This window comes from Amycolatopsis sp. NBC_01480 (assembly GCF_036227205.1).
Lineage (GTDB): Bacteria > Actinomycetota > Actinomycetes > Mycobacteriales > Pseudonocardiaceae > Amycolatopsis.
On record NZ_CP109442.1, the window covers coordinates 918,978 to 941,517 of the forward strand.

At 69.7% G+C, this 22,540-nt stretch carries 22 protein-coding genes; 9 read left to right on the forward strand and 13 right to left on the reverse strand.

Going from position 1 to position 22,540, the window contains the following annotated elements; genetic code table 11:
• Positions 1-24 precede the first annotated feature (24 nt).
• The 4 genes from OG371_RS04300 to OG371_RS04315 all read left to right on the forward strand — a co-directional run bounded on the left by OG371_RS04300 (position 25) and on the right by OG371_RS04315 (position 2,901).
• On the forward strand, positions 25-483 hold the full coding sequence (locus OG371_RS04300; protein WP_329064188.1) for a nitroreductase/quinone reductase family protein: 459 nt from the start codon (positions 25-27) through the stop codon (positions 481-483).
• Between the two features lie 91 nt (positions 484-574).
• Positions 575-724, forward strand: coding sequence for a hypothetical protein (locus OG371_RS04305; protein WP_329065734.1), 150 nt, complete (start codon positions 575-577; stop codon positions 722-724).
• A complete protein-coding gene (locus tag OG371_RS04310; RefSeq protein WP_329065735.1) occupies positions 721-1,644 on the forward strand; it encodes an SDR family NAD(P)-dependent oxidoreductase in 924 nt (307 codons plus the stop codon). Before OG371_RS04305 ends, OG371_RS04310 begins: the two co-directional genes overlap by 4 nt.
• 150 nt (positions 1,645-1,794) lie before the next feature.
• A complete protein-coding gene (locus tag OG371_RS04315) occupies positions 1,795-2,901 on the forward strand; it encodes a glycosyltransferase (RefSeq protein WP_329065737.1) in 1,107 nt (368 codons plus the stop codon).
• A 328-nt stretch (positions 2,902-3,229) separates the two neighbouring features.
• Here OG371_RS04315 and OG371_RS04320 read toward each other — a convergent pair whose 3' ends face one another.
• The 3 genes from OG371_RS04320 to OG371_RS04330 all read right to left on the reverse strand — a co-directional run bounded on the left by OG371_RS04320 (position 3,230) and on the right by OG371_RS04330 (position 6,211).
• The gene (locus OG371_RS04320; RefSeq protein ID WP_329065739.1) at positions 3,230-4,177 is read right to left on the reverse strand and encodes an SAM-dependent methyltransferase; all 948 of its coding nucleotides are present in this window, start codon (positions 4,175-4,177) and stop codon (positions 3,230-3,232) included.
• A gap of 414 nt (positions 4,178-4,591) precedes the next feature.
• Complete coding sequence (locus OG371_RS04325; RefSeq protein WP_329065741.1) at positions 4,592-5,443, reverse strand: NmrA family NAD(P)-binding protein; 852 nt, start codon at positions 5,441-5,443, stop codon at positions 4,592-4,594.
• A 51-nt stretch (positions 5,444-5,494) separates the two neighbouring features.
• A complete protein-coding gene (locus OG371_RS04330; RefSeq protein ID WP_329065743.1) occupies positions 5,495-6,211 on the reverse strand; it encodes an SDR family NAD(P)-dependent oxidoreductase in 717 nt (238 codons plus the stop codon).
• Positions 6,212-6,295: 84 nt separating this feature from the next.
• On the opposite strand from OG371_RS04330, the gene OG371_RS04335 reads away from it, so the two are divergent.
• Entirely contained in the window at positions 6,296-6,928 is a 633-nt protein-coding gene (locus OG371_RS04335) for a TetR/AcrR family transcriptional regulator (RefSeq protein WP_329065745.1), read from the forward strand.
• A 455-nt stretch (positions 6,929-7,383) separates the two neighbouring features.
• The gene (locus OG371_RS04340) at positions 7,384-8,049 is read left to right on the forward strand and encodes a hypothetical protein (RefSeq protein ID WP_329065746.1); all 666 of its coding nucleotides are present in this window, start codon (positions 7,384-7,386) and stop codon (positions 8,047-8,049) included.
• A gap of 167 nt (positions 8,050-8,216) precedes the next feature.
• Here OG371_RS04340 and OG371_RS04345 read toward each other — a convergent pair whose 3' ends face one another.
• Entirely contained in the window at positions 8,217-9,266 is a 1,050-nt protein-coding gene (locus OG371_RS04345) for an Lrp/AsnC family transcriptional regulator (RefSeq protein WP_329065748.1), read from the reverse strand.
• Between the two features lie 60 nt (positions 9,267-9,326).
• On the opposite strand from OG371_RS04345, the gene OG371_RS04350 reads away from it, so the two are divergent.
• Positions 9,327-10,742: an MFS transporter gene (locus OG371_RS04350; RefSeq protein ID WP_329065750.1), complete on the forward strand. Its 1,416-nt coding sequence runs from the start codon at positions 9,327-9,329 to the stop codon at positions 10,740-10,742.
• Positions 10,743-10,753: 11 nt separating this feature from the next.
• Positions 10,754-11,905 carry an amidohydrolase gene (locus tag OG371_RS04355; RefSeq protein ID WP_329065751.1) on the forward strand — a complete coding sequence of 384 codons (1,152 nt, stop codon included), beginning with the start codon at positions 10,754-10,756 and terminating at the stop codon, positions 11,903-11,905.
• A gap of 662 nt (positions 11,906-12,567) precedes the next feature.
• Here OG371_RS04355 and OG371_RS04360 read toward each other — a convergent pair.
• The 6 genes from OG371_RS04360 to OG371_RS04385 form a co-directional block, all read right to left on the reverse strand.
• Positions 12,568-13,791, reverse strand: coding sequence for a PP2C family protein-serine/threonine phosphatase (locus tag OG371_RS04360; RefSeq protein WP_329065755.1), 1,224 nt, complete (start codon positions 13,789-13,791; stop codon positions 12,568-12,570).
• Entirely contained in the window at positions 13,788-14,588 is an 801-nt protein-coding gene (locus tag OG371_RS04365; RefSeq protein ID WP_329065757.1) for an alpha/beta fold hydrolase, read from the reverse strand. The genes OG371_RS04360 and OG371_RS04365 overlap by 4 nt, the downstream gene beginning before the upstream one ends.
• 500 nt (positions 14,589-15,088) lie before the next feature.
• On the reverse strand, positions 15,089-15,379 hold the full coding sequence (locus OG371_RS04370; protein WP_329065759.1) for a hypothetical protein: 291 nt from the start codon (positions 15,377-15,379) through the stop codon (positions 15,089-15,091).
• A complete protein-coding gene (locus OG371_RS04375) occupies positions 15,379-16,518 on the reverse strand; it encodes an AbrB family transcriptional regulator (protein ID WP_329065761.1) in 1,140 nt (379 codons plus the stop codon). The genes OG371_RS04370 and OG371_RS04375 overlap by 1 nt, the downstream gene beginning before the upstream one ends.
• 393 nt (positions 16,519-16,911) lie before the next feature.
• Positions 16,912-18,285: an IS1380 family transposase gene (locus OG371_RS04380; RefSeq protein WP_329065763.1), complete on the reverse strand. Its 1,374-nt coding sequence runs from the start codon at positions 18,283-18,285 to the stop codon at positions 16,912-16,914.
• 96 nt (positions 18,286-18,381) lie between these two features.
• Entirely contained in the window at positions 18,382-18,831 is a 450-nt protein-coding gene (locus tag OG371_RS04385) for a hypothetical protein (protein WP_329073471.1), read from the reverse strand.
• Between OG371_RS04385 and OG371_RS04390 the strand changes: the two genes are divergently transcribed.
• Positions 18,745-19,446: a tetratricopeptide repeat protein gene (locus OG371_RS04390; RefSeq protein WP_329072910.1), complete on the forward strand. Its 702-nt coding sequence runs from the start codon at positions 18,745-18,747 to the stop codon at positions 19,444-19,446. The genes OG371_RS04385 and OG371_RS04390 overlap by 87 nt on opposite strands.
• Positions 19,447-19,593: 147 nt before the next feature.
• On the opposite strand, the gene OG371_RS04395 is transcribed toward OG371_RS04390, so the two are convergent.
• The 3 genes from OG371_RS04395 to OG371_RS04405 are packed head-to-tail and all read right to left on the reverse strand — an operon-like array spanning position 19,594 to position 22,535.
• On the reverse strand, positions 19,594-20,790 hold the full coding sequence (locus tag OG371_RS04395; protein ID WP_329065764.1) for an MFS transporter: 1,197 nt from the start codon (positions 20,788-20,790) through the stop codon (positions 19,594-19,596).
• A 29-nt stretch (positions 20,791-20,819) separates the two neighbouring features.
• Positions 20,820-22,274, reverse strand: a complete 1,455-nt coding sequence (locus tag OG371_RS04400) for a benzaldehyde dehydrogenase (protein ID WP_329065766.1) — start codon at positions 22,272-22,274, stop codon at positions 20,820-20,822.
• A gap of 12 nt (positions 22,275-22,286) precedes the next feature.
• The gene (locus tag OG371_RS04405; RefSeq protein ID WP_329065768.1) at positions 22,287-22,535 is read right to left on the reverse strand and encodes a hypothetical protein; all 249 of its coding nucleotides are present in this window, start codon (positions 22,533-22,535) and stop codon (positions 22,287-22,289) included.
• Positions 22,536-22,540 lie beyond the last annotated feature (5 nt).

Here is a 22,540-nt window from a genome sequence, read left to right on the forward strand (position 1 = left end):
CACCCATAGTTTCAAGGAGATCCAATGAGCTTCGATACCCGCGCGGGCACGCGCGGCGGCAAGGTTCCCGCGGGACGGTTCGTTCGCGCGTTCAACAAACTGGCCGAGCGATGGCTGCGTCTTAGGGGTGGCCGTGTCATGGGTTTCAGTGCGCTGGTGCTGACGACCACCGGCGCCAAGACCGGTGCCGAGCGCACCACGCCGGTCGGCTACTTCCCCGATGAGGATGGAAGCTGGCTGATCGTGGCGTCCGCGAATGGCGCGGCGGGCAATCCGGGCTGGTACTACAACATCGGCGCGCATCCGGACAAGGTCCGCGCGGAGGTCGATGGCCGCGCGGTCACCGTCGTGCCCCAGCAGTTGCACGGTCCTGAGCGCGAGGCGGCGTGGAAGCAGATCACCGCAGCATCATCCCGGTTCGCGCAGTACCAGGAGAAAACGGACCGCGAACTGCCGATCATCCGCCTGACGCCCCAGTACTGACCTCGCTCGCAATCAGGTCCCGCGCGGTCGGCGCCAAATCCGTCAAACTGATACACGCCACGAAAAACAAGGAAGGACGCAGAGGTTCACCATGTCCGAGCTGCGGGGTCCTGCAGGAAAGAACGTTGTCGTCACGGGTGGCGCCAAGGGGCAGTGCTACCGCCACGTGCTCGCGTTCCCGGCCAAGGCCGTCGAGGAGCGCGGTGTGCGTTGTCGCCAAGCGCCGCGCATCGCCGCATGAGCGCCGCCGATGTCCACATCGACCTGCGTGGCCGGATCGCGCTCGTCACCGGAGGTACCGGAGGGATGGGCCGGGTCATCACGACCGAATTGGCCCGGGCCGGCGCTCACGTCGTCATCACCAGCAGGGACCACCAGCGCGGAGACGATCTGCGCCGCCGAATCGCGGCCGAGGTGGGTGCCGACCGGGTAGAGGTGCTGACCGCAGATCTCTCCTCCCGCGCCGACCTGTTCCGGGTCGCCGCCGGGTTCTCGGCCCGGCACGACGCTCTGCACATGCTCATCAACAATGCCGGTGCGCATTACCGGCACCGATGGCTGACCGTCGACGGCGTCGAAGCGCATCTGGCGGTCAACCACCTCGCCGGGTTCGGCCTTACCCACCTCCTGCGTGACCGCATCCGGGCAGACCCCCCGGCCCGTGTGGTCAACGTCGTCTCGGCGGCGATGTCCAACGTCCGCCTGCCGCCGTTCGGCCGGCCGCGTCCGGTTCCGCTCGACCTCGGCGGCGTTGCCGACGTGCGCGAACTCAATCCGGCCAAGGGGTTTACCCCGTTCGCCGCCTACGCCAGGGCCAAACTGCTGGCCACCATCTGCGGCTACGAATTCGCCGACCGGTGGCGGGACGAAGGCGTGACCGTGAACGCCGTGCACCCGGGAATCGTCAGCACCGGCATCGTCGACGACATCCTGCCCACCGGGCTCGCACCGTTCCGCTCGCTGATCCACCGGCGGCTGCTGACCCCCGAGCAGGGCGCCTCGGCAGCGCTACGCCTGGCCACCGACCTCAGCCTCGCCACCGCGTCCGGCCGCTACTACATGCGCGACCAGGAAACGCGTACCCCCAACATCTCCTACGACCCGGTCACACGCGCTGCGGCTTGGCAACTCAGCCTCAACTGGGTCACAGCGGCAGACTGACCTATCCCATCAGATCGCTACCACTGGTCAGGCACCTTGGTGTCCGCTGTGGACAAAGGAGTAGTCGATGCGACATCTTGCAGAGGTAGGAAAAGCGCGGCCGGTCGCCATCGGGACCCGGCCGGTGATGAGGGAAAGGGGCGCCGGAGAGTGAGAATCCTGTTCAGCTCCGTCCCCTCGGCAGGGCACCTGCTTCCACTGCTTCCGCTGGCCGACGCCGCAGCCGGCGCCGGCCACGAGACGGCCTTTCTGTCCGCCCCGGACATGGCCCGCCACCTCGGCGACCGAACCCTGCTGCTCGCCGGACCCGAGGGCTCCGCCATCCTCGCGGAAACAGAACGGCGTACCGGTGGTGGGGACGCCAGGCATCCGGGCGAAGCCGCCGTCGAGCACTTCGCCGGGGCACGGGTCGACCTCACCTACGACGAGGCACTGACCCAGGCCCGCCGGTTCGCCCCCGCGCTGATGGTGTGTGAGGCGCTCGACTTCGTCGGTCCGATGGTCGCCTCCGCGCTCGACATCCCCTGGGCGGCCCTCACTGCCACAGCACCACTGCCCGCACCGCTCGCCGAGGCCATGCGGGAACGAGCCGATACCCAGCACACCGCCCGCGGGGTGCGTCCCCGCGAGCGCCTCGCGCTCATCGACCCGCTGCCGGACGCGCTGCGCACGACCGGTGAGCAGAAACCGCCGGACAGCATTGCGGTACGCCCTGTCGCACACCGAGGAGAACACGACGAGGGCGCGCGGCCGCGGCCGGCGAGCGGAACACCGCTTGTGCTCGTAACCGCGGGCACCACCGTCCGAGAGCCGGAACTGCTGGCCGGTCTGGTCGCCTCGGTCACCGACGCCGGATACGAGGTGGCGGTCACGGTGGATCCCGGCACGCTCCCGGAGGATCCACGGGTCCACCAGGTGGGCTTCGTACCGCTCGCCCGGCTCCTGCCCACGGTCGAGGCGGTCGTGGGCACCGCCGGGCTCGGCACCGTTCTGGCGACGCTCGCCGGCGGGCTGCCCACCGTGCTGCGGCCGGTATTGGCTGACCAGCCGTGGAACGCCCAGCTGGTCGCCAAAAGCGGCGCGGGCATCGCCATCGAGGACCCCGCCGAAGCAGGCTGGGCGGTGCGGACCGTCCTGTCGGACCCTGCCTACCGCGCCGCCGCCCAGGCGGCGTCCGACTCGATCCGAGCAATGCCCTCCCCTGCGGCCGTTTTCGAGGAACTCCTGGTCCGGGCAGGCCTGTCCGCACGCATGTGACCGCTTCGCCGCAATCAGCCCACCGCACCACACACCGGCAGGACCGTGCGTCGAACCGCGGCGCCTGCCCGGCGGGAACGCGGCCGCTTTCCTCGTCATTCGGTTCCGCCGAAGTCCGGGCATGCTCACCGCGGTGCTCGAGGTGTTCAACGGGTCGCCGGTGGCGGGAGTCGCGATGCGCTGCGGGGCATCGCGACAGTCGATTCTCGGTGTTCAAGCCAGCGGCAGCACCGCCTGCTCGGCTCGGTGATGAGCGGCCGGGACGTGGACGACTGCACCCGCTTCACCTGGAACGCGGCAGGGCGCCGGTTGCCGCTCGGCCGCGCGGTTACGACGCGGACGCGGCGCGGTCCGGGCGGCGGCCGGCGACGAGTACCGGGCCGCCTCGCACCGTGGGGATCTGGCGCAGGTCCCGGAATCCGAGGTCGCCCAGCGCCTGGCTCATCCGCCGGGAGGTCAGCGCGCTGCCGCCGTTGCGTGCCGCGGTCCAGTCGGCGACGGCCGCGAGCAGCGGCTCGCGCGGTGCCGGGTTGGTGCCGGCCACCAGCCATCCTCCGTGGGTGAGGGCGGCCGCCACGTGCGGAAGACAGGCGCTCAACACGGCGTCGGAGAGGAACGGCGCGGGCAGCCAGATCAGATCGTAGAGATCCCGTTCGCGCACATCGACGACGTCCTGATGCCGCACCTCGACTCGGTCGGCGGATCCGGGTCCTGCCTTGTCCAGTTCCCGGCGGGCCAGCCGGATCGCCCGCGCCAGGCTGTCAATCCCGGTCACGTGGACGTGCGGCAGGTTCTGGGCCAGCGCGAGGGCGAGCGCCGCGGTCCCGCTGCCGATGTCCAGAATGCGGCTGCCCGGGGTGGCGAGCCTCTCTGCGAGTCCCCGCAGAGAGGGAACGAGACGGGTGGCGAGCGCGTGCCCGGTGCCCGCGGAGGCGCGTCCCTGATCGATCAGTACGTCGTCGCTCTGCGCGTCCCACCCCGTCACGGCCTCGCCGGCGGCGGCGGCGACCGCCTGCCGCATCGAGCTGAGCCGGGCGGACGCCATGCTGGAGGAGGTGGGGCCGAACTGCAACACGGGGGCGGCGGTAACCCTGTCCCCGTCCCGTCGCACCACGCCGGCTGCCTCCAGCACCGCGGTACGCGCCGGGTCCGCCGCGAGAGCCTCCTCCAACGAGTCCGTCCCGGCCTCCCGCAAAGTCGCGACCACGGCGGCCAGCGCCCACACCTGACCTTCCAGCAGGGCCACCGGATCACTCTGCTCGACGTCGTCGTTCATGCCTCACCCCTCGTTTGAAAGCCCGCGTTGCGTGGCAGCCACGCTTCCCATCGCCGGAATCGTCCGTCCAACCACGAGTAAGTCAGTTAATCTTACTATATCAAGGAGTGGTCTAGGCCTGCTGACACCCCCAGATCAACTCACCACTCGTCGCCCATGCCGGTCCCAGCTCCCACACCCATTTACTCCCAAGAGGTTCACGCCCAACATCAACACTGCCGACCCCCCGGTGCGACCTCGCGCTTGTTGTCGCCGGTGCCGCCGTACAGCCATGGTAGTAAATCTATATGACCGGTTTGTCAGGGCGAGCAGTTGCCTGATCAGCTCAGGCCCGAACGCCTGCGACGGGCCGAGGAGAAGCCAGAACCTTGTGCCGTTCCCCGGATTGGTGGATCTCACCGCCGCCGTCGCGGTTCAGGCGAAGGCCGCGGCGTGCTCGGTGATGAAGGTGCGCAGGCTCCGCGGCGCGATGCCGGTGAGTGTCGCCACGTCGCTGGTCAGCCAGGCCGCGTCGCCGTCGGCGATCAGCCCGAACGCCTGGGCGTTCGAGGTTGCCACGGCCTCGGGAACACCGGCCCGGATCATCGCGGCCCGATGCTCGTCCGGGCGAAGCCGGCGGTACTCGATCGCGTGTCCCAGCGTGGCGGAGAGTTCTTTCGCGACGTCGGTGTATGTGATCAGGTCGGGGCCGGTCAGCCAGTAGGTGCGGCCCGCGTGCGCGTCCGGCGAGGTGGCGACCGCGGTCGCGGCGGCGGCGACATCCCGGCCGTCGACCATGCCGACCTGCCCCTCGCCGGCCGACATCGCGAAACCCCGGGTCTGCTGGACCACCGGTGCCAGGGCGAGCAGATTCTGCAGGTACGCGTTGGGCCGCAGCAGGGTGGAGGTCAGGCCGGTGGCCGCCAGGTGTGCCTCGATCCGCGCCTGCCCCCGCCGTCGGTCGACCGGGGAATCGGCCGACGCCTTGCTGGTGATCTTGACGACGTGGGTCACGCCCTGCCGGACGGCGCTGTCGATGACCGCGATCTCCTGGGCCGGCACGGCCGGGCTCACCAGAATGACGGTGTCGATGCCGTCCAGGGCCACGTCCAGCGTGTCCGGCCGGTCGAAATCGCCGATGACGATCTCGATCTCGTCGGCGAGGTCATCGCGGTGCGCCACCCGGGACGGGTCACGGACCAACGCCCGGGTGGGCTGGTGCCCCGCGGACAGCAGCCGCACGGCTTCCGATCCGACCGTGCCGGTCGCGCCGGTAACCAGAATCATGATGTTCCCCTCGAATGTGTCGACTGTGGACGGACCGGGACGAGCGGACGGTCAGAGCGTGGCGACCCGGCCCGCGTCCACGGCGAGAACGGCGCCGGTGATCGGCCGGGCCTCCTCGCCGGCGAGGTAGGCGATGACGCGGGCGACCTCGTCGGGTTCGTTCGCCCGGCCCAGCGGACTGGCCGCCGCGAGAGTGTCGAGCAGGTCGCCCATGCCCTGCGTGACCTCCGTGCGGCTGGGTCCGAGCGCGACCGCGTTGACGCGGACACCGGCCGGACCGAACTCGGCCGCCCACGAGCGGGTCAACGCCTCCAGCGCCGCCTTGCTCGCACCGTACGCAGCCATACCCGCGGCGCCCCGGGCGGCGACCATGGTGGAGACGTTCACGATGGCCCCACGCCCCCGTGCGGCCATCGGCGGAGCCAGCGCCGCAGTGAGGAAGAACGGGGCCTGGACGTTCACCGCGACCATCGCCTCGAAGCCCGCCTTGGTGGTCTCAGCGGTCGGGCCCAACTCCCAGTAGCCGGCGTTGTTGACCAGCACGTCCACCTCACCGGCCTCGGCGGCCAGGCGACGCACATCCGCGGGTGCGGTGAGATCGGCGCGGATGAAGCGCCCGCCGGTCTCGGCGGCGACCTCCTGTCCCCGGGCCTCGTCGCGGCCGGTGACGATCACCGTGGCCCCGCGTTTGCCGAACAGGTGCGCGGTCGCCCGGCCGATGCCCGACGTTCCACCCGTGATCAGCACCGTTGTCAACTCAGCACTCACTCGCTGCTCCTCCATGGATTGGATCTGCCTATCCAATCTAAGAGCGGTAGGATTGGATAGTCAAGTCCAGTCTTGGAGGGGTTCGTGTCGACACGCGCGGCGTCGCAAGAGGCGCCCAGTACGCGGAAGGGGCGCGCGACGCGCGAGCGGATCGTCGCGGCCGCGGCCGATCTCATGTACCGCCACGGCGTGGTGGGCACCAGCACCCCCGCGGTCCGCGATGCCGCCGGGGTCAGCTCGTCGCAGATCTATCACTACTTCGCCGACAAGGACGACCTCACCCGCGCGGTCATCGCGTTCCAGTCCGAGGCGATCCTGTCTCACCAGGCGCCGTTGCTGGCCAGGCTCGACAGCGTCGAGGCACTGCGGTCCTGGCGCGAGGTGGTGGTCGACGCCGCCCGCCGGCAGAACGGGGCCGGGGGTTGTCCGCTGGGCAGCCTGTCCAGCGAACTGTCCGACGGCCATCCGTGGGCGCGCAACGCTCTGGCCGCCAGCTTCACCGCGTGGTCCGAGGCGATTCGCACCGGCCTGACCGCGATGGTCGACAACGGCACCCTGCGGCCGGAGACCGACGCCACCGCGCTGTCCCTCGCGCTGCTGGCGGCGGTGCAGGGCGGCCTGGTGCTCGCGCAAGCCCAGCACACCACCGACGCCCTCGAAGCCGGCCTGGACGCCGTGATCGCCCATATCCACGACCACGCCGCACGGCCGGCCTGAACGCGCGGTTCGGCGTTACCCGATCTGCCCGGAACGTCTGCGCCCTCGACCTGGCCGAGATCGACGGCGACGAATCCGTCGCCCGCACTGTCTTCGCCGCCTGACAGCGCCGCTCCGGGCAGGCGGCGGTGACAGCCCCCGGAGATACCGCTGGACCTTGGCGCCGCGTCGCCGTTGGGAACGTCCGCACCTGCCGCTGGTCCGGCGTTTGGCCGACCAGCGGTCAGGTCGAGCGGCATGTGTCGTGGGCTCAGGCATGGCGATCGAGCCGGGAGATCCACCCGATTGCCACGCAGCGCCCCGCGCAACGACGGTGGCCCGCGTCGCAGCCACCGGTTCGTCCCTGCCTTGCTGGTGCGGCGGCCGTCGGGCGATGTTCGCGATCCTCGTCAGCCTCGACCGGTTTCGACCAGGGCACGCTGGACCGGGCTTTGACGGCATCTGGTCAGGACCAGATGCCGATCTTCCTGCTCGGCATCGCAGGCATGGGCATCCCACCCGTCGGCACCGGACTCGCCGTCCGCCTCACCCCCACCCTCGCCGCAGCACTCTCCGCCTCGGCCTTCAACGGCGGCACCGCCCTCGGCACCTGGCTCGGCGCAACAACACTCGGCTCCTCGCTCGGCGTCGTGGCCCCAGTGATCGTCGGGATCGTCATGGCCGCGCTCGGGCGCTCACACTCCTCGCGATGGCCGCAACACGCGTCACGAAATCCGCAGAGCCCACGAATCCGGCAAAGCGCCCGTCGTTGCGTTACCAGTGCAGCCGGCTACAAACGGGGCTCCAGCACCGACGTGGTGCCGGACTGGCCCTGGGCACACGACGGCACTGGCGCATCCCCCGACATCTTCCGGCTCAACGCCCACCTCACCCGCACGACGAGCACCGCTGCCCCCGATGCCTGGCGCCGCCCCGTCGCCATGGCCCTCGACGGCCTTCATGCCTCCTCAGCCACGCCGCTGCCGTTGGGACCCGAGAGTGTCGCAAACCCTCCCTGCTCTTCTCGCCGACGACGCCATCGCTCCGTGACGCCAGGGAATCGGAGACATCCCCACGCGTTCGGGCGACGTTGCCGACGGCGACAACCATGCCCGGAAATCGGCCACTCCAAAACCTTCTGAGGCGCGACGCTCGGAGTGACCACCCCTAGCCCAGCTTGACACTTCCGAACCTGGTCACCGAGGGCCTATCCATCGCCGGGTCCCCGCTGGCTGCCAGCGCCGGCATCCTCCTCGAGCTGGAGAACGCGCTGTATGACCCGGCGGCCTGGGCGTGAGGTGCGACGCTGTTACCACGGGGATATCGGCCGCACCCCCACCCGACGGCCTTCCTCGCCCAGCAGGTGCCCCATCCGTTTCTCCGTGCGCAGCCCCACGATCCGGTCCCTGAGCGACATCGCCGGGACGCGTTCACTGATCGCGGCTTCCAAGCGTTGGGCATCGGCCGGATTGCGGACCCACAGAGTCGCGAAGATGTTCGCCCGGCCCGTTACAGCGGCGACCAGCCGGCATTCTGGCAAGGCCGCGAGCCCGCGGCAGATTGAGTCCAGCCCCGACGCCGGAGCACTGCCCAGCAGCGACACCGGGATCGGCCGTCCGGCAAGGGAATGTGCGACGTCGCAACGGAAAGCGACCACCCCGGCGGTGCTCAGCCGCGTGATGCGGCGCCGCACCGTGGCAGTGCTGACACCCGCCCGGTGCGCGAGCTCGACCCACGCCAGGCGGCCGTCGCGTACCAGTTCGTCCAGCAGCGCGTGATCGACGGCGTCGAGCCCGACCGGTTGCGGCACCGGCATCGACCGCTCGTGTGCGAGCGCGGCCACCTGCGTCGCGTCCAGCGACCGCAGCCGCCACCGCGTGCCCTCGAAGTACACCGACGTGATCAGGATGGCCTCCGTCGACACGATGCCCTCGACCTGATCCAGCTCCTCGGTGAGGACCCGGCCGAGCTCGCGCAGATCGGACGCGAACACGTCGCACAGCAGGTCGGTGCTGCCCAGCGTCGTCTCGATCGTGACGACCTCCGGCCGTTCGACGAGCCATGCCGTGACGCGGTCGCGGGCACCGGGCCGGCAGCGGATCGTGGCGAACGCGCTGCAGATGCCCAGCGACGAGTCGCGCCCCGGCACCGCGGCGACCCAGGCGAGCCCGGCGCCGGACAGCCGCGCCCACCGTCGCGCCAGCGTGCTCGCCGTCGCGCCGAGCGGTCCGGCGAGCTCAGCCCAGGCCGCTCTAGGCCGCACCTGGAGGGCGTGGACCAGGGCCAGGTCCAGCTCGGTGACCGATTCAAGCACTGATGCCCGCTGGACGGCCGATTCTCGCGAATTCAGAGTTGCCATGGGCTGAGCCTCGCACAGTATCCGCAACACGCGATCGTGCTTTCCCACAGCGAGGTGGCCATGACCACGAGGATCCGCCCGACATCGGTCGGGACGATGCTGACCGCGATGGTGTCCGTCGAGGTGTGCAGCGGTGTCGTGCAGGGATACCTGCCGCCGCTGCTGCCCGCGCTCGGCCTCGACCTCCATATCGACACCACCGGCCAGAACAACGTCTATCTCCTGTCCCAGCTGGCCGCGGCGGTGCTCACGCCACTGCTGTCCCGGCTCGGCGACCTCTACGGCCACCGCCGTCTCCTGCGCTGGTGCCTCGCTCTCGTCGCCGCAGGCTCGCTGCTCATGGCCGCTGTGCCGAGTTCCGCCACGCTCATGGCCGGCGTGGCCATGCAGGGCGCTGTCGTCGGTTTCCTGCCCTTGCTGATCGCGATCCTTCGGTCGCGTGCTCCGCGGCACAACCGCTTCGGGATCGGCCTGCTCGTCGGCGGGCTGCTGGTGGCGATCGGGCTCGGTGGACTCGTCGCCGGGGTACTCAGTGAAAGCCACGCCGAAGCCGGGCTGTGGGTCGCGGTTCCGGTGGCGTGTTTGGCTATGGTCGCCGGGCTGGTGGTTCCCGACAGCGACACTGAACGCGGCGGCCGTTTCAACGCCGGGGCGGCCGTCCTGCTCACCGGTGCGCTGATCGGCATCGTCCTCGCCGTCGCACAGGGGCCTGAGTGGGGTTGGGGCTCCCCGGCGGCGCTCGGCACAGCAGCGGGCGGCGGCGTGCTACTGGCGCTGTGGATGATCGTCGAGGCCCGGTCGGCGCACCCGCTCGTCGACGTCCGGATGTTCGCCAACCGGCGCCTCGCCGTAGTCTGTGCGACGACATTCTGCGTGTCGTTCGGGACAATCGGATTCCTTGGCGCGAACGCGACGTTCCTTGGCACGTCCACAGTGGATACCGGCTACGGCGCCGGACTGGGGCCGCAGACGATCGCGATGATCTCCTTGGCGATGGTGCTCACAGGCTTTGCCGGTTCGACGCTCACCCGGCGGCTCGCCGGGCGCCTCGGCGACCGCGCAGTGCTGATCACCGCAGGCGTGCTGGCCGTGGCCGGTTTCGCTTTGCTGTGCGTGCTGCACGACTCGCTCGGCGAATACCTGATCGGCGCTCTGACCGTCGGATTCGCCGACGGGCTCACCGAAGCGATTACTCGCACGTTGTCGGTGGAGGCCGTCGCAACCGAAGACACGGCGCTCGCCGCCGGCCTCAACGAGCTGTCTCTCTCGATCGGCGCGGCCATCGGATCCGCGGTTATCGGCGCACTGTTCGCCGCACATCCGTTGGAGCACACCGGAGACGTCGAACTGTCCGGCTACCTGTGGTCGTGGGGCACGTGTGCCGCACTCGCCGCCGCCGGTGTCGCGGTCGCACTCGGCTACCGCAGCGCCCGCTGCACGGACGACGCCGTGCCCGCGGCCCCGCCACTGACCTGAGAGGAGAAACCGTGAACCGCCAACTTCAGTCCATAGTGGACAGATGGGCCGACCGGCTAGTCGAGCTGAGCCATAGCCTCCACGCCGAGCCCGAGACCGCATTCGCCGAGCACCGTTCCGCCCGCAAGATCGCGGATCTGCTCGAGCTCGCCGGCTTCGACGTGACGCGCGGCGCGGCCGGCCTGCCGACGGCCTTGGTCGCGACGCGAGGCACGGGGCAGCTGAACATCGGCGTATGCGCGGAATACGACGCGTTGCCCGGCATCGGACACGCCTGCGGCCACAACGTCAACGGCGCGGCGTCAGTCGGCGCGGCCATCGCACTCGGTACAGTCGCCGACGAACTCGGCCTCACTGTCACACTGCTCGGCACGCCCGCCGAGGAGGACTACGCGGGGAAGGCGCTGCTGCTCGCGGCAGGGGTGTTCGACCACGTTGCAGCCGCGATGATGGTCCACGCGGCCGGGGAGGACAGCGTCGGCGCGTCGTCATTGGCCGCCGCATCGTGGGACATCACCTTTACTGGCACCCCTTCCCACGCCGCCACCGCACCATGGGAAGGGGTGAACGCACTCGACGCGATCACCTTGGCGCACAATGCCCTTGGCCTGCTCCGGCAGCAGCTTCCGCCCGGGGTGCTCGTCCACGGGATCGTCACCGACGGAGGCCATGCCAGCAACGTCATCCCGGCCCGCGCCGCGGCGAGGTACGAGGTCCGCGCCCGGACGCTGGAACAGCTGCACGCAGTCCTCCCACGGGTGCACGCGGCGTTCGAGGCGGGTTCGGTCGCGACGGGCGCGGAGCTGGACATCCGCCCGCGCGGCAGTGATTACGCCGAGCTGCGGCAGGACGCGTTCATGACGTCCGCCTACCTGACGGCAGCGCGATCGCTGGGCCGGACCGTCGTCGAACGCCACGGAGAACCCGTCGCGTCGACGGACATCGGCAACGTTTCCCATGTCCTGCCGACGATTCAGCCGACCATCGGCTACCCCGTCGGCGGTGCCGCGCACCATACACCGGAGTTCGCGCGCTATGGCACGAGCGCCGGTGCGGACCTGGCCGTGCGGGACGGTGCGCTCGCGCTCGGATGGGTGGGCGTCGAACTCGCGACTGCGCCGGGGCACCGCGGCCGCCTGCTGGACGGTATCCGGGCGCGATGATCCGCCCACCTTCGGTGGCCGAAGCGGCCGCGCTCCAGGGCACCGACGGCGGGAGGTCAGCGACAGGGAAAGTAGTGTCGAGCATGTCGGGTGTCGCTGGGCGGCTGAGTGACCGGCGCGGGTGACAGCAGCGCGAGACCGCTCAGTGAGGGCGGCGAAGTCCTGCACCAGTGGCTCGACCCGACGGCGGCGACTACGACGCTGCCCGCAACCACTGTCTGCAAGGCGTCACCCTGCACCGCGGCACGAGGACTCCGCCGGCGAGGCCAGCACTCTGGACGGCCTGGGCCTCATCAAGCACCACATCGGCCACTGCACCGGGGCGGTCCACACTATTTCCAGGAGCCCTTCGCCCAACCCGCGCGCTCGACAACGAACTCCCGACCATCTCCGCCACACCTACGCCATCCTCGGCCAGCACACCCAAGCCCCAACGCGTGGCAGGAAGTTCTGGCGCTATATCGGCAGTCAGGCCGCAATGCTGACGCCGAACGCGTCCAATGGCGAATCAACGAACTCGAAAACCCGAACATTGCCGCTGACTCTCGCAACTGAGCAGTTGCGCCTGTGCTGCGTCCCCGCATGTACACCGGCGACTGCGGCACCACCCTCCACGTCTACCTGCAGCAGCACTGATCGCAGCGGGCCACGGTTGAAGCGGGTCACGATTGAAGCGGGACGCTCATCGCGAGCAGTGCGGTGTCGTCTTCGACGCCGTCCCCGAAGCCGGCCAGAAGCTCGGTGACAGCATGGATCACGGCGGGCGCGGTGGTCGGTGCCAGGCCGGTGAGGTCCGCATGCAGCTGTTCTTCGCTGTAGCGGCGGCGGCCGAGAGTGCGAGCTTCCGTCAGCCCGTCGGTGTACAGGAGCACGGTGTCACCGGGCTGCAGCACGGCGGTGACCGCGACGAACCGGGCGACGGGCAGGGCACCCACCAGCTGCCCACCCCGGGCTTCCAGGAACGAGGGCGTACCGTCGGCGCGGATGAGCAAGGCGGGCGGGTGGCCGCCCCCGGCTAGGGTCACAGTGGCGCCGGTGCCGTCGTGCGGCCGGACGTGGCCGTGCAGGACGGTGCAGAACCGCGGGTCGGGGCCTTGGAATTCCTGGTGCAGGACGGTGTTGAGCGTCTGCAACGCGGCGACCGGGTCCGGGTCGTGGACCGCGGCCGCTCGCAGCGTGTAACGCGCCAGTGACGTCACGACGGCCGCGGCAGCGCCTTTGCCGGATACGTCGCCGAGGAAGAAGCCCCACGTGTCGCCGGTCAGCGGGAACAGGTCGTAGAAGTCGCCGCCGACTTGGTCTTCCGACGCCGGGTGGTAGTAGGCCGCCACCTGCATGCCGGGCACGTCCGGCAAGGTCGGCGGCAGCAACGTCTGCTGCAGGGTCTTCGCCAGCCGGCCCACCTGGTCGCGTTCGCGCTCGGCCACATTGCGGGCCCGTAGCAGCTCCTGCTCGTAGGCACGCCGATCGCGCGCGTCGAACACCGTGGTGCGGATCAGCTGAGCCTCACCGTCCGGACTGGTCTTGACCTTCGACGTCACCAGCACCGGCAGCCGCCTGCCATCCGCCGTCTTCATCTCGACAGCGATGCCGCCGAGATCACCTTGCATCCGCAAGAGCGGCGCGAAATGCGTCTCGTGGTAAAGGCGGCCGCCGACGGTGAGCAGGTCAGAGAACCGCTGCCGGCCGACCAACTCTTCACTGGTGCGCCCCAGCCAGTCCAGCAGCGTGGCGTTGATCTTGGCGATCGTGCCGTCCAGCAAGGTCGAGACGAAACCGCAGGGGGCGTTCTCGTAGAGGTCCTCGGCGCTGTCTTCGAGCAGAGCAGAGAACGCGGGATCGGCGTCACTGCCGTGGTCGGCGCTTTCTCCCGCTTCGCGGATCACGGGCTGGCCACGAAGTCGGTGATCGCGGCGGTAGTGGCTTCGGGTGCGCTGAGCTGGGGGCAGTGCCCGGTCGCGTCGAGCGTCACAAGCACGCTGCCGGCGATCTGCTCGTGGGTGAACTGTCCGACCTCGGGCGGCGCGATGGCGTCGTCGGAGCACTGGAGGACGAGCGTCGGCACGCGGACTTCGGCCAGGTCGTCGCGGTTGTCGGAGAGGAACGTGGCGCGCGCGAAGACCCGGGCGATCGCGGGGTCGGTGCGGCAGAAGCTGTTGGTCAGCTCTTCGCCCAGTTCCGGGCGATCCGGGTTGCCCATGATCACCGGTGCCATCGCCGCTGACCAGCCGAGGTAGTTCGCTTCCAGCGCTTCGAGCAGCTCGTCGATGTCGGCGCGGCTGAAGCCGCCGCGGTAGCCGTCGTCGTCGATGTAGCAGGGGGACGGCGTGAGCAGCACCAGTTTCGCGAACCGGTCCGGCTCGCGGTTGGTGGCCAGGACGGCGATCATCGCGCTGACCGAGTGCCCGACGAGCACGACATCGGTCAGGTCGAGTTCGTGACACAGGGCGAGGATGTCGTCGGCGTAGCCGTCGAGGGTGCCGTACCGTTCGGGCGTCCAGGCGGACAGGTCCGACCGCCCGGCGCCGGTGTGGTCAAACAGCACCACGCGGTACTGCTGCGCGAAGGTGGGGACGACGAGGCGCCACAGATTCTGGTCACAGCCGAATCCGTGCGCGAGCAGCAGCACCGGCCCGTCTTCCCGGCCGGTGACGACGACGTTGTTCCGGGTCCGCATGCTCATCCGCGACATCTTGCCACGCTGAACGCCCCGTGTGATCACCAGGCAGCGGATTCGCCGAACGTCCCAGCGAAACCGGGTAGTCCACTCGGTTGACCAAAAACCGTATGGCCTCGCAGGAGGCACGTGGCGAAGTCCTCGTCGTCTGCTCGTCCCCTCCCGGGTCCCGCGATCCGTCGCCGATGTCGACGGTGACGGTTTCGACCAGGCCTCCACCCTGCTGACACGCGTGAGCCGGCGGATGGCCTCAGCAGTCGTATGGACGGTCGCCCTCGTCCTGCGTGCCGTCAGCACAGACCGATCACCGACTCTCCGGGGTGCCGGCGATGGGCGTGGTCACTGCCCGGCCGGCTCAGTCCAGACGAGGTTTCGGGTGGCCTCTGCGCAGCACAGCGACCTTATGACGTAACACCAGCAACTCGACGTCCTTGGACGCCGACAAGTGACCGAGCAACACCAGCAGTCTCACCAGCCGAAGGAAGATAGATAGAGCAGACGCAGCCTCATGGCTGGCGATCATGCCCTGCCCGTCGAACGTGCCCATCCCCGCTGGTCAGAATGCAAGAGCCAACTTCTCGAACCCCACAGGTCACGTCCGGGTCTCCGCTGAACAACAACAGGTGACCGAGCTCATCGAGTTCGCGGCGGACCGCGCGCTGCAAAGCGCCGACCAGCTCCCGGCGCTCGGCCTCGTCGCCAGTCACGAAACGCCGCTTCCACTCGTCACCGCCCACCAAGGTCGCAGCGGCCCGGCCGTCAACGACGTCGACGAAGACGTGAAGATCCGCAGTCATCACACTCCCCCGGCGACCGCGGCGCGGCGCCGGAACGGAGCCTTCATCCGGCGTGCCAGCAGTGGGACCACGAGACACACCAAGAACAAGCGCACGCTCTGCACCGCCGACACGACAGGGACATCCACCCGGGCCGAATCCGCCGTGGCGAGCACGGCGTTGATCCCTCCAGGAGTGGTCGCGAGGTACGCTTCGAGGAACGGCATTCCGGTCGTCACAGGCAAGAGCGCAGCAAGACCGGCGCAGATCGCGCAGACGAGCACCGTCGACCCGAGCACCAAGGGCAGCCGTTTGCCGATATGGCGCATCGACGACCGAGTGAACTTCAGCCCCACTTCCAGACCCACCACAACGAAGACGACATCCCGCAGCGGGCCAGCGGGCGTGAACCCGTTCACCCCGCCCGAGGCGCCGGCGACAGCCGCGACGAGCATGCTGCCGAGCAACACCGGCGCGGGCAACGCGAGCCGCCTTCCCAGCTGCGCACCGAGCAGACAGACCGCCGCCAGCACCAGGAGCCCGGCCACTTCTCCCGAGGCGTCCACGAGATGTCCTGGTGCCGGAAACCCAGCCACCACCGCAGTGCCACCGGCGAAGGAAGGCTGGGCCAGCAGCACCACGAACGGAGCGGTCAGGGCCACCATCCCGACTCGGACGTACTGGGTGAAAGCCACGAACCGTGCGTCCGCACCGACGTCCGCAGCACAAGCGACGATCGCCGCGGAGCCACCGGGCGTCATCCCGAGCGCGGAGTCAGGCAACGGGATCGTAGTCAGCCGCGCCAACGTATAGGCGACGCCATAGCACGCAGCCACGCTCGCCACTGTGACCACCAGAAGCGGCGCAACCGCAGTTGCAAGGGACCCCAATGCTCCGACCTGCAGGTAGCTGCCCATCAAGGCGCCGACGACGGCATGACTGGGGCGCACCATCCGCGCCGGCAATGGGTGCCGGATCCGGCCGGTAAGAGCCAGCGCCACTCCGACCAAGATGGCCACGAGCAATTGGGCTGCAGGCACTGAAATCGATTCCGCGAATTCGGCGAGCACATAGCACAGCACGACGGCCCCGACCGCGGGTGCCGCACGTCGAAGCGCAGCACTGGGGCGCACTACCCTTGTTCCGGAAACATTTATCACAACAACACCCTCGAGTTCAGACAGCGAGCGAACTGGGCCCGAGCAACAACGGTCGGGGAGTCACGACACAACGAAGTTATCACAGGTAAGGAACATTCCACACCGACCGTCGCCTCGTCATCCGACTCGGTGAATTCGGATGAATTCTGTTCCCCGATCTTGACTTGAGACAAAATATATCGACACCCCGCTTCAAGTGCATTCTTTCCTTGGTGGCCAGCTGACGAACTCCAGAAGTTACCGAAGCCCATATCGGGCGTTCACCTGAACATGTCAGACAATTGAATTCCGCGCTAATGATCGGTCCGAGAAACAGTTCGCGACACTGTATGATCTTAGCCTCGATCTTGCATGGGGCAGTGGGGTCCTTGGTTGTCGGGGCGGGGGCGGGGTTCAGCTGGGCCAGGGGGCTGCGCGGAGCCGGGCGAAGGCGGTGGCCAGGTGCCGTGCCCAGGGCCAGTCCTGGTCGAGGTGCAGGGTGGTGACTCGGGCGGTGCGGGTGAGCTTTCCGGCGATGGCGCAGATGCGGTAGCGGAAGGTGGCGGGTTCGGCTCGGGTGAGGTCGCCGGTGAAGCACAGGGCTTGGGCCCAGGTGAGCAGGTCAGCGGCGGCGAGGGACAACTCGAGCCAGGCTTTGTTCTCCGCGTAGCCGCGGCAGGGGAAGTTGCGCAGGCCGGTGGTTTTGCCGCAGCGGATCCGGTCTTCGGCCCGGGCGTGTGCTCGGTGCCGGGTTTCGAGGTCGGCGGGCTGCCCGCCTTCGGTGTCGGTGATGAACGCGGTGAACCGGTGCCCGTCGGCGTCGGTGAACCGCAGTTGCGCACCGGGGTGGGGTCGTTCGCGGCGGACGAACACCCGCGAACGGGTCGGCCATGTCGTCAGGTCGAGCATGCCGGTGATCTCCGCGACCCACGCTCCGTCGCGGGGCTGGCCGTCGATGTCGTAGGCCGGGACCCACGCGTGGTCGGGAATGGCCAGGACCGCGGCCTGGACCTCGGTGCCGATCGGGAATCCCATGGAGAACCCGCAGCCCGCGGCGCGGACCGCGGCGGCGAAGGCGTGGGTCGCGCCGGCGGCGTCGGTCCGGATCATCACGCGCGGCGCGGCCGGGTTATCGGGGTCGGGCCGGGCATGGGCCGGGAGCGTGGCAAGCGCCATCGTGAGGATCTCGATGTGGTCGGCGGCGGTGTTCGACCCGGCCTTGCCCGGTCGCAGGATCCCGGCCAAGGCTTCCCCGCCCGCGATCTCGGGCCGGTCGAGGTAGGCCAGCAGCGGGTGGAACCCGAACGTCTTCTTCCACGTTTTCGCCGCGTTCTCCTTCTCGCTGTGCGCGACGGTGATCGTCGCGTCGATGTCGATCGTCAACCCGATAGCGAGATCAGGACCCGCTCCGGCGGCCCAGGCCCGGTCCCGGGCTGCCGCCCGGACGGCCCGCAGGCGGGTGAGGTGCTCGTCATCGACCCGGTCGAGCACCCGCCAGGCGGTGGCGTCGCTGGCCACCGCCCCGAAGAGCTTGTCCTGGTCCCGCAGTGTCGCCAGATGCGCCAGCGCGTCACCACCGTCGGCGATCATCACCGCCAGGTCGGCCAGCACCCGGCCGGGAAGGTGGACCGGCGTCCCGTCATAGGTGTCGAGAAGTGCCTGTGACCAGCCGGTTCCCAGGCCGGTGCTGACCGTCAGCTCCCGCAGCAGCGCCACCCCTGCACGGGACACCAGCCCCTCACCGTCGGCGGTGACCCGCACCGATGAGGCCTTGCTACCCTGCACCAAGGGAGTGCCTTCCTGTTGAGTGAATCTTGGACCGTCGCAAGCCCAATTTTCCCTTACAGGACAGGCACTTCCTCCATCTTCAGGCTCTGATCTACATCACATCGCGTGAAAGACGCAGGCTAGGCCCGCACCGGACAGCATCAGCGACCAGGCCCGGCGTCCGAGTTCGGCTCGGGGGGTGGTTGCCGTGGCGAAGGCGGGCAAGACGTGGCGGCCGATCACGATGTCGTCGGATCCGGTGCCGGAGATGTCACCGGACACGTCCAATCCCAGCTCCCTCGGCTTCGAGATCGCGCCGATCAAGGCCAGGTCGTTGCCGGACGCCACGCGCGAGTGGTACGGATTCTCGCCCGGAGCGCGGACGAGGTCCTGACGGAATCCCATCAGCGCTACCGTGACCTGGGTGATCAGCTCGGCCAGGCAGATGCGCTCGAGCGGATCGGCATCGGGCAGTACCAGCTGGGCTCCCACGACGAGGCCACCCGGACGTTGACCGAGGCCCACCGGCTCTACCTCCGGCTGGGAAACCGCCTGGGGCAGGCGCACACCCTCAGGCACCTCGGCATCGTGGGACGGACGCGTGGCCGCAACCGGGAAGCCGCCGAGCTGTTCACGGCCGCACAGCAGCTGTACGCGGAAATCGGCGACCGGCTCGGCCAGGCCAACGCCCTCAAGAACCTGGGCACGGTGCGCTACCAGCAAGGTGCCTACGACGCCGCGATCAGCACCCTCACCAGTGCGCTGCACCTCTACGTCGACGGGGAACACCGGCTGGGGAAGGCGAACACCGTCCACGAGCTCGGCGTCGCGCACTTGATGAAGGGCGACCTGGACAGCGCGACCCGCGCGCTGACCGCCGCCCACCAGGCGTACGTCGAGGTCGACGCCCAGCTGGGGCAGGCCACGTCGATCAAGAACCTGGGCGTCGCACTGCGGCTGGCCGGGCGCTATCCGGAGTCGGCCGAGAAGCTCACCACCGCCCACGAGCGGCTGAGCGCAATCGGCGTCCGGGACGACGAGATCGACGCGCTGAACGACCTCGGCGACCTCGCGCTGGACTACCCACCGGCCGGCGATCCGCGCGACTACTTCGGCCGGGCCCTCGAACTCGCCCGCGAACACCGGCTCCAGCTCCACGAAGCGCGGGCGCTCACCGGATAAGCCCGCAGCCTCATCGCGACCGACCCGGCGGCCGCGGTGCCCCTGCTGCGCGAAGCACACGCGATTTACCGCAGCTATGAAGCGCCGCAAGCGGACTCGCTGGCCGCCACCCTCGACCACGCTCCATCACGGTGAAGTGCGGCACTGCTAAACGACGGGCGCAGGGCCAGTCCCGCGGGGAGCCAGCGTCATGGCCACCAGCCCGAGCACCGCGGCAATGGCGAAAAAGTAGAAACCCCAAGGATAAGCGACGCCCCCGGTGACCAACACGCCCGTGATCAACGGCCCGGTGATGGCCCCGAGACGGCCGACGCCGGAGGTGACGCCGAGGGCAGCGCCGCGGATTCGGTCCGGATAGGACTGTGCGACGTAGGCGTAAACCAGTACCTGGGCTGAGAACACGAACACGCCGGTGAGGAAGATGACCAGGTTCAGCACCAGACTGACCTGGATGCGGATGCTCAGCACCGCCAGCAGGACCGCGCCCACCCCGAACCAGACCAGCGAGGTCCGGCGGATGCCGCGGGCGTCGCCGACGTAGCCGGCCAGGAGCATGCCCGCGATGCCGCCGGCGTTGAGGACGAACAGGAGCGTGATCGACGTCGACACCCCGTAGCCCGCGGTTTTCATCAGGCTCGGCAGCCAGGTGTTGAGCCCGTACACCAGGAGCAGGCCCATGAACGTGCTCACCCACACGGCCAGGGTGGTGCGCAGGAACCGGGGCCGCACCAGGTCCACCACGGTGACTCGCTCGGCGTCGGCGTCCCGGCGGACGGGCGCGGTTTCGGGCAGCTTCCACCACATGACCGCGGCGATCACGAGCCCGGCCGCGCCGCCCGCGTAAAACAGGATCTGCCAGGAGTTCCCGGCCGCCAGCGCGAGCAGCGACGCCAGCACGGCGCCGCAGTGGTAGCCGGTCATGGTGGTGGTGCTGGCCCGGGTCCGGCGCTGCGCGGGCCGGTGTTCCGACATGACCGCCAGCGCGGTCGGCATGCAGGAACCGAGCCCGAGCCCGGCCAGCAGGCGCAGCACCGCGAACATCACGAAGCCGGACGAGAGCGGCAGCACGAGCGTGAACGCGGAGAAGGACGCGACCGAGGCGATCAGGATGGTGCGGCGCCCGAACAGATCGGCCAGCGGCGTGACCAGTGCCGCGCCGAGCGCGACGCCGACCAGTGACACGGTGGCGACCGTGGTCAGCCGGGACGGGGTGAACTCCAGACCCCCGGCGTGCTGCAGCGCGAGGCTGGTCGCGCCGAGCGCCACCAGGTCGAAGCCCTCGATCAGCACGGTGAGCCAGCACAGCACGGCGGCCCAGGAAAAACGGTTCCCGGCGAACGGCATGTCTCTCTCCACGGTGAGTGAGGCGACGATCAGAACGGATAGCCGGCGATTTCGGAGCGGACGGTGAGCCACTGGGTTTCGGTGAAGGCCTCGATGTTGGCACGGGCGCCGCCGAAGCGGGAGCCGTTGCCGGAATCGCCGATCCCGCCGAAGGGCACGTTCGGCTCGTCAGCGACGGTCTGCTCGTTGATGTGGACCTTGCCGCTGTCGAGTTCGTCGGCCAGCCGCATCGCTGTGCCGACGTCGCCGAGGATGCCGACCGACAGGCCGTACGGCGACTCGTTGACCAGGCCGGCCGCCTCGTCGAGCCCGCCGAAGGTCAGCACCGGGGCGACCGGGCCGAAGACTTCCTGCTGCCAGACGGGCGATCCGCTGCCGCCACACGCGAGCACGGTCGGCGGGTAGTAGGGCGCCGCGGGCTCACCACCGGCGAGCACCCGGTCCCCCGCCTTGACGCCCTCCCGCACCAGCCGGTCGATGTGGTCGAGCTGCTTGCCGTCGATGATCGGGCCGAGCGCGACCGGCTGGGTGGCGGGATCGCCGACCGGCAGCTTGCGGGCGATGGCGGCCAGCGCGTCGAGGTACGGGCCGGCGACCGACTCGTGCACGAGGTGACGGCCGGTGGCCATGCAGATCTGCCCCTGGTGGTTGAACGAGCCGAACGCGCCGGCGCTCGCGGCCCGCTCGACGTCCGCGCCCGGCAGCACCACCAGCGCGTTGTTTCCGCCCAGCTCCAGATGCACGCGCTTGAGCAGCGACGAGGCCCGCTCCCCGATCCGGCGGCCGACCGCGGTGGAGCCGGTGAACGAGATGACCCGCACCTCGGGCGCGTCGATGGCCGCCTGCCCGACGTCCGCGCCGCCGGGCACCAGGTGCAGCAGTCCTTGGGGCAGCCCGGCTTCCTCGAAGATCCGCACCAGCGCGACGCCGCCGCAGACCCCGGTCCGCGGGTCGGGCTTGAGCAGCACCGCGTTGCCGAGCGCGAGCGCCGGAGCGACCGACCGGATCGACAGGATCAACGGGAAGTTGAACGGCGCGATCACCGACACCACCCCGGCCGGGCGGGAGCGCGCGAACGACCAGTGCGGTTCGTCCGACGGCAGCACCTCGCCCAGCGGATGGGTGGGCAGCGCGGCCGCCTCGTGGCAGATCCCGGCCGCCAAACCGGTTTCGACGGCGGCTTTGGCCGGGACCGAGCCGGCCTCCCGGACGATCCAGTCCTCGATCTCCGCCCGGTGCGCGACCCACAGGTCGCCCGCGCGGCGGAGCACAGCCGCCCGCTCGGACGGCGGCGTTCGCGCCCACCCGCGTTGCGCGGCGGCCGCGGTGACGGCGGCCCGGCGCACGTCGTCCGGGTTGGCCAGGCCGAGCCGGCCGAGGGTGGCGCCGGTCGCGGGCTCGACGACGTCCGTGGCCCCGCCGCCGCCTGCTCGCCACTCGCCGGAGTAGATCCGGGCGGCCCAGGTTTCCGGTTCCAGCAACATATTCGGCTCCGATCAGGCAGGCGTGGTGACAGCGGTGTCGACCTGGATGAGCCTCGGGCCATCGAGCGGTTCGGCCAGCAGCGCACGGAGCTGGGCCAGATCCTCAGCCTGCGTGGCATGGACGCCGTAGCCGCGCGCGGTCGCGGCGAAGTCAAGCCCGGGAATGGTCGTTCCCGGCAGCCCGACCTCCCGGGCCCCGCCGCCAGCCCGCCACCCACCGGAGGAGATCCGGCCGGCCCAGATTTCCCGTTCCAGCAACATGTTCG